9 protein-coding genes are annotated in these 10,293 nt (G+C 70.1%); 4 read left to right on the top strand and 5 right to left on the bottom strand.

All coding sequences use genetic code 11. The features are described 5' to 3' along the window. Positions 1–601: 601 nt before the first annotated feature. Positions 602–856 (bottom strand): SCO4848 family membrane protein, encoded by a 255-nt coding sequence (locus ACIBTX_RS06230; protein WP_357131787.1) that lies wholly within the window; start codon positions 854–856, stop codon positions 602–604. Between the two features lie 128 nt (positions 857–984). On the opposite strand from ACIBTX_RS06230, the gene ACIBTX_RS06225 reads away from it, so the two are divergent. From ACIBTX_RS06225 to ACIBTX_RS06210, 4 genes are all read left to right on the top strand, one after another. Beyond that, positions 985–1,449 (top strand): PRC-barrel domain-containing protein, encoded by a 465-nt coding sequence (locus ACIBTX_RS06225; RefSeq protein ID WP_357131784.1) that lies wholly within the window; start codon positions 985–987, stop codon positions 1,447–1,449. A gap of 277 nt (positions 1,450–1,726) precedes the next feature. Further along, positions 1,727–2,785, top strand: coding sequence for a tryptophan--tRNA ligase (gene trpS, locus ACIBTX_RS06220; protein WP_357131781.1), 1,059 nt, complete (start codon positions 1,727–1,729; stop codon positions 2,783–2,785). Between the two features lie 72 nt (positions 2,786–2,857). After that, positions 2,858–4,063, top strand: coding sequence for a low temperature requirement protein A (locus ACIBTX_RS06215; RefSeq protein ID WP_396832114.1), 1,206 nt, complete (start codon positions 2,858–2,860; stop codon positions 4,061–4,063). A gap of 16 nt (positions 4,064–4,079) precedes the next feature. Continuing rightward, positions 4,080–4,670 carry an HAD family phosphatase gene (locus tag ACIBTX_RS06210; protein WP_357131775.1) on the top strand — a complete coding sequence of 197 codons (591 nt, stop codon included), beginning with the start codon at positions 4,080–4,082 and terminating at the stop codon, positions 4,668–4,670. A 3-nt stretch (positions 4,671–4,673) separates the two neighbouring features. Here the strand turns inward: ACIBTX_RS06210 and ACIBTX_RS06205 are convergent, their stop codons facing one another. The 4 genes from ACIBTX_RS06205 to ACIBTX_RS06190 form a co-directional block, all read right to left on the bottom strand. Beyond that, complete coding sequence (locus tag ACIBTX_RS06205) at positions 4,674–5,645, bottom strand: NADP-dependent oxidoreductase (RefSeq protein WP_396832113.1); 972 nt, start codon at positions 5,643–5,645, stop codon at positions 4,674–4,676. Positions 5,646–5,758: 113 nt separating this feature from the next. Continuing rightward, positions 5,759–6,826 (bottom strand): WxL protein peptidoglycan domain-containing protein, encoded by a 1,068-nt coding sequence (locus tag ACIBTX_RS06200; RefSeq protein WP_357399075.1) that lies wholly within the window; start codon positions 6,824–6,826, stop codon positions 5,759–5,761. Positions 6,827–6,917: 91 nt separating this feature from the next. Further along, on the bottom strand, positions 6,918–8,891 hold the full coding sequence (locus ACIBTX_RS06195; protein WP_357131766.1) for a metallophosphoesterase family protein: 1,974 nt from the start codon (positions 8,889–8,891) through the stop codon (positions 6,918–6,920). A 143-nt stretch (positions 8,892–9,034) separates the two neighbouring features. Beyond that, positions 9,035–10,252: a HupE/UreJ family protein gene (locus ACIBTX_RS06190; protein WP_396832112.1), complete on the bottom strand. Its 1,218-nt coding sequence runs from the start codon at positions 10,250–10,252 to the stop codon at positions 9,035–9,037. Between the last annotated feature and the right edge of the window lie 41 nt (positions 10,253–10,293).

The raw sequence follows: 10,293 nt of genomic DNA, 5'->3' as shown, positions 1-10,293 counted from the left end.
CCCACCAAAAGCAGGCTGCCAGTCCGGGGTATAAATCATAATTGGCACTGGCTTTACAAGCACCCTGTTGAGTTCTCAAAGAACAACCACACACCGATCAGCAGGCCCAACCCGTGGGCCCCATCCCGGGGCTTTTCGTTCTGTGTCCCCGTCGCTCTCGCGCCGGGCACTTTTACTACGTTACCTCACCGTCTCGGCCGTGTCAAACCGGTGTGTGCCGGTCTGTCGTGCTTCGTGCGGGTTGGTCCCGGCGCACTCACGCAGCAGCGAACCGCTGCGTCAGGTCGTCGGATTTGGCAGACCGGCCGCTGTGGTCTCCCACAGTCGCGCCCGGTGCCCTGCCGGTCGTGAACCTTACCCGGTCGGTTCCGCCGCACCAAATCCGCCTCCCGGCAGATCAGGTGGGCACCGCCCGAACCGCGCCTCCAGGAGCGAACCCCTAGCTGGCCCGGTTGCCGGCCCGGTTCGTGGCTTCAGGACTTTCGCCCTGTTTGCCCCGTTCCGCGCTGGCAGAGAGAAAGTTACGCGTCCGTGGGTTTGATCGTCAAATCGGGGGGTAGCGTCCCGCGTCACACTCGCGCCGGATACGCGTTTACGCAGCTCAGGACGTTCCGCCTCGGCGAGCGACCAGCCAACCGCGGATGCCGAGCACCCCGACCGTCGTGCCGATGGCCAGCGACGCGGCGATCAGAAGCGCGTGCACCCACAGGAAACTGGTCGGCGCGCCGTCGCCCACCGTGGCGGACGCCCACGACCGTGGGTCCTGCCAGATCGCGACCGCGAACCTCGGCCAGATCACCCAGGTCCAGACCCCGACCCCGACCAGGAAGGCGGACCACCCGCGCGACAGCACCATGACTGCCGAGTATGTCAGCGGAGGTGGCACCGCCGATTCCGACACTGACCGCCGTCCGGCGGGAGAGCCGGCCCTCGTTTCCCGCATCCGCGGGCCGGGCATTGAGTGGGAGGACAGGGAGGTGACCCGTGCAACCCTCGATCTTCAACCCCTGGGCCTGGCGCGATCCGTCCGCGCTGGCCGGCGGATACACACAGGCCACGCCCTCGACCGGCCCGTCCGAGGACCCGGACGGCGGGCACGACGGTCCGGACGCCCCCGGTCCGGGTACCCCGGTCGACCTCGTCGGCTACCACGTGCAGGCCCGCGACGGACGTATCGGCACCATCGACGAGGCGAGCGACGAGACGGATGCCGGACACCTGGTGGTGGACACCGGGCCGTGGATCCTCGGTCAGAAGGTGCTGGTGCCGGCGGGCACCGTGGAGCGCGTCGACCACCTGGACCGGGTCGTGCACGTCGACCGGACCCGGCAGGAGATCAGGGACGCGCCGCCGTTCGACCCGGCGTCGTTCGATCCGGAGTACCGGGACCGCGTCGGCAGGTACTACGCGGACCGTCAGGTGCCACCCCCGGAGCAGCGCCACGGGTAATCTGAGCTGGTGGTCAGGGCGGGCAGTTGCGTACCGAAGGCGGTCGATGTGGTCGACGGTCTCCCGCACCGCGTCGTGTCCGCGTCCCTGACCAGCTCCGGCGACGGCCGGGAGCAACTTCTGGACCTACTTCGTGCCGGTGGTCTGCGGTACCGCGCCGGCGCGCGATGGCGGACGGCTCGCTGAGCCCTGTCCTCCGCCGACCGAAGGGTGAGTTCGCCCCGCTCGGCGCGCGCCCAACGCGTAACCCACCTACCTGCCCGAAAGGCACATCCTCATGTCCATCGCACGCATGCTCACCGGCGACCGGCCCACCGGCCGCCTGCACCTCGGCCACTACGTCGGCAGCATCGCCAACCGGGTGCGGCTGCACCAGCGGTACGAGAGCTTCTTCATCATCGCGGACCTGCACATGCTCACCACCCGCAACCGCCGGGAGGACATCGACCAGGTCTCCGGCAACGCCCGCGAGATGGTGACCGACATCCTCGCCGCCGGCGTCGATCCGGCGCGTGCCACGTTCTACCTCCAGTCGGCGATTCCCGAGGTCGGCGACCTGAACACCCTCCTGCAGAACCTGGTGACCGTGCCCCGACTGGAACGGGTGCCGTCACTCAAGGACATGGCCCGCGACGCCGGCAAGGAGGAGATGCCGTACGGGTTGCTGGGTTACCCGGTGCTCCAGGCCGCGGACATCCTCTGCGTCAAGGGCGAGGTCGTGCCGGTCGGCCGGGACAACGCCGCGCATGTGGAGGTGACCCGGGAGATCGCCAGGCGGTTCAACCACCTCTACGGGCCGGTCTTTCCGGTGCCCGAGCTGATCCCGGCCGACAACCCCAGCCTGGTGGGCACTGACGGCGTCGCCAAGATGAGCAAGAGCCGGGGTAACAGCATCGCGCTGTCCGATGACACGGCCACGGTGCGCCGCAAGGTGCGCGGGATGTACACCGACCCGAACCGGGTACGGGCCGACGTGCCGGGAACGGTGGAGGGCAACCCGGTCTTCGCGTACCACGAGGTGTTCAACCCGGACCGTACGGAGGTGGACGACCTGGCCCGGCGTTACCGGGCCGGGCAGGTCGGTGACGTGGCGGTCAAGGAGCGCCTGGTCGAGGTCCTGGAGGCTTTCCTGAGCCCGATCCGGGAACGCCGGGCAGCGATCGAGGCCGACCGAGGGCTGGTCGACCGACTGATCGTCGAGGGCACCGAGCGCACCCGGCAGGAGGTACGCCAGACCCTGACGGAGGTACGCCGGGCGATGGGCCTGACCGGGACGTACCAACAGGTGCGCCGGCGGGCCGAGCGGAGCCGGCGCCGGACGGACGCGCCGGCCTGACGCGGACGTCTCGGGTCTTCCCGTTGTGACGGGGAGACCCGAGACGGTCCACCGAGGGCGCAGAATGCCAGGATGAGGGGAATTCGTCCGGTCGTGGTGGGTGCCACGCACCGGACGACGATGTTCGAGATCTTCTTCGACCTGGTCTTCGTCTTCGCGCTCACCCGGGTCATCGCCTTCATGGCGCAGCCGCCGACCGCGCTGCTCACCCTGGCCCAGGGACTGCTCCTGCTCCTGCTGCTGCTCTACTCGTGGGGGCCGTACACCTGGGTGGGCAACCTCGTCCGCGCGGACGTCGGCCTGGTCCGCGGAGCGACCCTGGTCGCGATGGCGGCGATCTTCGTGGCCGCCCTGGTGTTGCCGGACGCGTGGCGACAGGGTCCGGGGCTCGTCGACGCGCCGCTGACCCTCGCGCTCGCGTACGTGGTCGTCCGGGCGGTCCAGCTCGTGATCCTCGCCTGGGTGAGCGTGCCGATCCCGTCGCTGCGCCCGACGCTGCGCTACTTCCGCGTGCCCGTGGTGCTGGCGTGGTTTCCGCTGGTGGGCGGGGCGCTGCTCGGCGGGACAGCCCAGACGGTGCTCTGGACGGCCGCGCTGCTGGTGGACATCGGTGGCTCGCGGCTCGCGTCCACCTTCCACCCGTGGCAGCTGCGCAGCGTGGACCACTTCACCGAGCGGTTCGGGTTGGTGCTCATCATCGCCCTCGGCGAGTCGCTGATCTCCGCCGGCGCGGGGCCACGGACGATGACGCCGGTCGGTACGGCGGTGGCGGCCGCGCTGCTCGGCCTCGTCAGCACGATCTGCCTGTGGTGGCTCTACTTCGATCGGCTGGCTCCCGCCGCACGGGCCGCCGTCAGCGACGTGCCCCCCGACCGACGGGCCGACGTGGCCGGCGACGCCTACGGCATCGGGCACACCCCGCTGATCGTCGGCGCCATCTACTTCGCGCTCGGCATCGAGGAGGTGATCGACCGGCTCGCCGCGGACCCCTCCGACTCGGGCCCGCTGGGCTGGGCAGCCACGGGCGCCCTCTACGGGGGTGTCACCGTCTACCTGCTCAGCAGGCTGGTGCTCCGTCGACTGACCGTACGTGCCGTCCATCCGGCGCAGGTCGTCGCGGCGCTGCTGCCGCTGGCCATGCTGCCGGTCGGTCGTACCCTCGCGCCGTTGGCGGCGCTCGCCGTGCTGACCGTCCTCCTGATCGCGGTCACCTGGTACGAACGGCGGTTCGACCGGCGAGACGAACGGGCCGACCCGGCGCGGGCAACCCGTCCCTGACGGTTACCCTTCCCCGGTGACTCTGCCTCTGCCGCCCGGTGAGTTCGCCGCGTACCTGTTCGACTGCGACGGCACCATCGTCGACTCGATGCCGCTGCACTACGTGGCCTGGCAGCGAGCCCTCGACGAGTGGGGCTGCGAGTTTCCGGAGGACCTCTTCTACGCCTGGGGTGGCCGGCCGACCGCCGACATCATCATCGCGTTGAACGAGCGGCACGGCCTGGCGATGCCGGTGGCGACCGTCGTGGAGAACCGCGAGCGCATCTACCAGGAGCTGTTGCCGCAGGTCGCCGCCGTGCCCGAGGTGGTGGCGCACATCCACGAGGCGCACCGGCGGGTGCCGTTCGCCGTCGTCTCCGGCAGCACCCGGGCCGCGGTCACCGCGTCCCTGGAGGCGCTCGACCTGCTGGACCGGTTCGACGTGCTGGTCTGCGCCGAGGACTACACGCGGGCCAAGCCCGACCCGGAGGCGTTCCTGCTCGCGGCCCGGCAGCTCGGCGTACCCCCGGAGGCCTGTCTGGTCTTCGAGGACACCGACCTGGGCATCCAGGCCGCGACGGCGGCCGGCATGGCGTCGGTACGCGTGCCGCAGCAGCGCGCCGCCTGACCCTCAGGCGATCGTCAGCAGGAGCTTGCCGGAGTACGACGTGGTCAGGCGCTGGTGCGCCTCCCGCACCTTGCCCAACGGGAACTTCTCGGCCACGTGCACCACGAACGGGCGGGCCTCGACGAGTTCGTTGAGACGCCGCAACTGCCCGGGGTTGGACACGCCGTCGTACGCGCGAACCGTCATCCCGGAGCGCTCGCTCGGCTCCGGCCGCACCCCGTGGGCGTACGCCACGACTCCGCCGTCGGACAGCGTCTCGGTCAACCGGTCCAGCGTCTCGCCGCCGGCCATCGCCAGGATGCCGGCCACTCCCTCCGGGGCCGCGTCCCGGATCGTCGTGAGCACCTCGGCGAGGTCGCCGTGGCCGTCCAGGGACACGTCGGCGCCGAGCCGGGTCACCAGCGCCACGCCGTCCGCGCCGGAGGCCACCGCGATCACGTTGAGGCCCTGCCGCTTGGCCAACTGCACGGCCAGGTGTCCCTGACCGCCGCTCGCGCCGAAGATCAGGAGCCAGGCGCCGGCCGGCAGGGTGAGGGTGTCCAACCCGGCCAGCGCGGTCAGCGCGTCGGTGGGCATGGCACCGGCGTGTTCGGCGGGTACGCCGTCGGGCAGCTTCGCGACGTACTCGGCTTTGACGACCGCGTACTCGGCGTAGAAGCCGCCCTTGGGCCGGGTGGTGGCGGAGGCGTAGACCTGGTCGCCGACCGCGAGGCCGGTCACCCGGTCGCCGGCCGCGATGATGGTCCCCGCGCCGTCGGAGCCCGGGACGATCGGGAGGGACGAGCCCTCCGGCACCAACAGGCCCTGCCGTTCGTACGCGTCCCACACCCCGACGCCGGCGCTCAGGACCCTGATCAGCACCTCGTCGGCGGCGACCTCGGGCACCGGGAGCTTGCGCAGGGTGATCACCTCCGGCCCGCCGAACTCGTCGAGGGCCGCGGCCTGCATCCGCTCTGGCACGTCCGCGTCAACCATGGGGGCTTCCTCTCCGGGCCGGCGTCACCGTCGCAGCATGCCGCCTCACGGGCGGGTCCGACCGGATGCCAGCCGCCGTTCACCCACAAGGGCGACGCCCGCTCGTCGAGTGCTCAGGAGGTCTGTGGCTGCGGGCCACGGAGTGCCTGCTCGACGGCGTCGCGCACCCGGGCGTCCTCGCGGGCCTTGCGCCGCGCCCGGCCGCGGCGGCGGTACAGGTACGCGCCGACGACGGCGGCGATCAGCACGAGGAGCGCCAACACCAGCGTCCACGGCAGGGCCCAGCCGTGTGCCGTCGCCTCGATGGGCGTGAGCGGGGTGGTGGAGCCCGACGCGTCGGTGAGCAGTGGGGTGACGGTGGCGGTCGCCGCGAGCCGGACGGCGGGCGCGACGCCGTGCACCGGCACCGTCACGTCCCAGCTCTCGCCCGGGAGCAACTGCGGCGGCGCGGCGATGTCACCGGCCCGCGCGCGCAGGACGCCGAACGGCCCCGACACCGACACCGACTGCTTGGCGGAGAGGGCGGCGTTACCGGTGTTGTGGATCGTGTAGGAGACGGTCGCGTCGCCCTTGCCGATCGGGTTGGCCGGTCCGTCGTACCTGACGTGGAGGTTCTCGACCGCGAGGGTCGGCTTCAGCTCGCCGCCCACCCGCAGGGTGATCCGGATGCCGAGGCGACGGTCCACGTTGATGCCCTCGGCCTGGTCGGCCTGGGTCAGCGCGGTCAGGATGCCGCCGACGTGGTCGCCGGGCGTGGCGTTGGTCGGAACGGCGATGGTGAAGGGCACCTGGGCGGTCTTCCCAGGTTGGATCACGACGCTGCCGGCGCTCGGCTTGACCCAGGCGCCGACCGCCACGGACTTCTTGTCCCTGGTCAGCAGGTCGAGCTGCCCCGCGTCGGTGGTGAAGCCGTCGGCGGCGTAAACGGCGAGGGTCAGGGGCGCCGGGCCGCGGTTGGCCACCACCATGGCGTCCTCGACGTTTCCGCCGGGATTGACGTTGTAGCTGTAGCTGGACCGGGCTTCGCCGTAGCTGTTGGAGGCCGTCCGGACCGTCCAGGCGACGTTGCCGTCGGCCGCCAGGGCGGGGCCGCCGCCGACGCCGGCCGCCGCGACGGCGGCGAGCAGGGACAGCACGGTCGTACGAAGGAGTGTCTTCCAGCGCGTTACGGACGGTCGCATCTCAGGTCCTCGAAGTGATCTTGGTGGTGGGTGAACCGGCGGCGGGGTAGGCCCCGAAAGGTGCCTACCCCGCCCGGTGGAACAGGCTCGATCAGCTGCTCAGGGCAGTGATCGTGAGGGTGGTGCGGTAGCTGCCCTTCGCGATGCTGTCCGGGATCTTCAGGTCCAGGTCGGCACCGAGCTTGGCCCCGCCGCGCGGGTGACCCTGCACGGCCGCGCCCAGACCGCTGGAGACCGAGAGGCCCTTGCCCTGGTCGTCGAGGGACGACAGGACCGGAGCGCCGGCCGCCGCGCCCGCGCCGGCGTCGAGGACGTACGGGGTCCAGCCCAGGTACGAGCCGGAGAACGTCTTGTCGGCGTCGGAGAAGTCGCCGACGCTGGCCGAGATCGACCACGGGGCGAGCGATCGACGGCTGTCCGACACGAGGATCGGGTTGATCTTGCCGGTCGCCTCGAAGTAGCTGCCGTTGCGCTCCTGCGCGGTGCCCAGGTCGACCAGGCCGTTGTAGCCGTCGATGGTCCAGCCGAACTCACCCGGCGCCGGGTTGGGCACGTTGACCTGGATGGCCTGACCGTCACCGTGGTACGGGTGGATCGTGGTGCTGTCGACGATCGAGCCGACCGGCTGCCCCTCGGCGGTGTTGCCGCAGGACAGACCCTTCTCGACGGCCGCGTTCGGGGCCGCGCAGGTGCCGCTGCGGATGTTCTGGAGCACCAGCTTGTCGGCCTTGACCCCGACCTTGACGTAGCTGCGGACGTGCTCCTGGTTCTCCACCGAGTTGAACCAGTAGTTGCTCGGGTTCAGCGGGTCCGGGCCGAGTCCCTCGACGCCGGTGCCGGAGCCGTCCGGCTTCTTGATGTCGTAGTACTTCGAGCCGGAGGCCGAGTTCGCCGTCACGTAGAGGACGCCACCCGGGCCGGGGAACACGTCGGCGGCCCCCGGCTTCTCAGCCGGGTTCTCCTTCTGACCGTTCTTGATCGAGTAGCTGCGGGTGTACACGTGGTCGTGACCCTGCAGCACCATGTCGATGCCGAGATCGGAGAACGCGGTCGTGAAGTCCTTGCGGCGGTTCTTGTTGTCCGCGTCGGTGGAGTGGCTCGCCGCCGAGTAGATGGAGTGGTGGTAGACGAGAACCTTCCACTTCGCCTCGGAGCCGTGCTTCTTCACGATGTCCGAGACGTACGCGACGTGCGCCGCGTCGCCGCCGAGCGAGCCGTCGGCCGGGTTGACGTAGCTGTTGCTGTTCAGGTCGATGAACAGCACGTCCTTGTAGACGTACCAGAAGTCACCGCCGGAGCGGGTCGACTGGTCCCCGTTGTAGTACTGGGCCGAGCGGTCCGTGTTCGGGGTGAAGTGGTGCTGCTCCCAGGACTTGCCGCCGACATCGTGGTTTCCGATGGTGGCGGCCGTCGGGTACTGCCGGAGCTGGTCCGGGGAGAGGTACGCGTTCCACTGGGACTCGTCGTTGGCGGACTCGACGTGGTCACCGCCGGAGACCAGCAGCTCGGTGTTCGGGTTCGCCGCGGTGGCGACCTTCAGGGTCTCGGCCCAACCGGCCTGGTCCCGCGCGACGTCGCCGGAGGCGCCGATCTGCGGGTCGCCGAAGAACAGGAAGTCGAAGTCGCCCTCGAAGTCCCGCGTCTTGAAGGCGTAGGTGGGCGACCAGCTTCCCTCGGCGCCGACCCGGTACGAGTACGCCGTGTTCTCACGCAGGTTGCTGATCGTGGCGTGCCGGTTGTAGCCGGTCGTGGAGGTGTTCGCGGCGCCGACGGCGTCGAAGCTGATCGCGCTGGCCGGGAACTCCCCGTTGACGATCTCGGCGGTCGGGGCGAGCTGGATCTTCTGGGCGGTGTCGGCCGAGGAGTACCAGGACACGATGCGCTGGGTCTCGTTGGCGCCGACGCCGAGGACGATGCCGGACACCGTGGTGGGGTCGGCGGCGCTGGCGGCGGTCAGCACACCGCTGCCGAGGGCCACGCCCACTCCCAGGAATCCGGCCACGACCCCGGCGACAACGCGCCGCCGCACGAGCCCGGCGGCCCGTGTCGAGGTGCTCAATGTCATCGACATTGTTCCCTTTTCGAATAGAGAAATGGATTGTTCCTCCCCGAGCACGGGGAAGCGAATCCAAAGCTTTCGTCGGCCGGTGAACCGATCATTAACGTGATCTTGCGAGCGGCTGCACTTCACGAACTGGTTAGCCGTACTCACGAGCCGGTGACGCGCTGAACAAACCAGATCAGGCCCATGATGGACACCCCTGCGGAAACCACACCGGTCGCCCAGAGACCCGCTTTCGGCGCACGGCGGCGCAGCACGAACAACAGTGGGAAGACGGCGGCGATAATCGCCAACTGGACGACTTCGATACCCACGTTGAACACCAGCAGCGACCACAGCAGCGTCCAGGACCACGCCTCGTCGATGCCGAGTGCGCCCGCGAAGCCCAGCCCGTGCACGAGGCCGAAGCAGAAGACGACACCGAGGCGGATCCACCCCCGGCGGTCCAGGCTGAGGTGACCGCGTCCGGTCGTCTCCAGATCCGTCGCGTGGTCACCACGCCGCCAGATCCCCCACAGGTGCCAGCCGGCCACGACGGCGATCGACAGCGCGATGACCGGCTCCACGACCCTCGCCGGCACGTCGACCAGGCCGAGGGCGGCGAGCAGGAACGTCACCGAGTGCGCCAGGGTGAAGCTGGTGGCCGCGAGCACGATCTCCCGCAGACGCCGCGATCCGGCGATCAGCGCCACTAGGAACAGGATGTGATCGATGCCGGACAGCAGATGCTCGGCCCCCAACAGGAAGAACTCGCCGAACCGCTGGTAGGCGGTCTGGGCTGTCGAGAAGGACGGGTTGGCGGCGTCGAGCGCGGCGCTGCCCGACCGGCCGTCGATCTGGTAGGTGACGATCGTCTTGGTGCCCTTGACGTACGCCTCGTCGTCCGGGAAGAGACCACTGCGCACCTCGTGCTCGGCGACCCGCTCGGAACAGGTCCAGTCGAGCAGCAGGTTCGCGTACGGCACGCCGTCCCGAACGCTCACCGTGGCGTCGCCCACCTGGGTGGGCCGACAGGCCGCGCCACGGGCGGTCACCGAGAGCCGGTCGGCGACGTAGCGCAGGACCGTCGGAGCGTGGGCCTTCAGCGCGGCGGCCTGAGCGTCCGGGTCCCCCGCCTCGAAGGCGGCGGTTCCGACCCGAAAGAGTGGGTCATCGTCGCCGGAGTCGGCGGCCGACACCACGAGGAGGTCGTATTCGAGGCCCAATTCGGCGCGGATGTGACCCTCGTCTCCGGCGGAGATTTTCGCGTACACGGTCGACGAAAAGCCGTGCGCGAACGCCGCTCCACCGCTGAAGAACGGAAGCACCGTCGCCGCGAATGCGACAACGGCGACGACGACGGTACGACGGATATGCCCCAGCATGCGGTTCCCCTCGGTTGGCCAGTGCACGCTGCACGTCGCGG

Source organism: Micromonospora sp. NPDC049359, from assembly GCF_044466585.1.
Lineage (GTDB): Bacteria > Actinomycetota > Actinomycetes > Mycobacteriales > Micromonosporaceae > Micromonospora.
Note: the sequence above shows the minus strand (reverse complement) of the source record. Positions and strands in the feature narration are given on the sequence as shown.

Coding starts and splice junctions, on each gene's coding strand:
- ACIBTX_RS06230 (WP_357131787.1), bottom strand. CDS start 856: ATGGTGCTGTCGCGCGGGTGGTCCGCCTTCCTGGTCGGGGTCGGGGTC.
- trpS (WP_357131781.1), top strand. CDS start 1,727: ATGTCCATCGCACGCATGCTCACCGGCGACCGGCCCACCGGCCGCCTG.
- ACIBTX_RS06215 (WP_396832114.1), top strand. CDS start 2,858: ATGAGGGGAATTCGTCCGGTCGTGGTGGGTGCCACGCACCGGACGACG.
- ACIBTX_RS06205 (WP_396832113.1), bottom strand. CDS start 5,645: ATGGTTGACGCGGACGTGCCAGAGCGGATGCAGGCCGCGGCCCTCGAC.
- ACIBTX_RS06200 (WP_357399075.1), bottom strand. CDS start 6,826: ATGCGACCGTCCGTAACGCGCTGGAAGACACTCCTTCGTACGACCGTG.
- ACIBTX_RS06195 (WP_357131766.1), bottom strand. CDS start 8,891: ATGACATTGAGCACCTCGACACGGGCCGCCGGGCTCGTGCGGCGGCGC.
- ACIBTX_RS06190 (WP_396832112.1), bottom strand. CDS start 10,252: ATGCTGGGGCATATCCGTCGTACCGTCGTCGTCGCCGTTGTCGCATTC.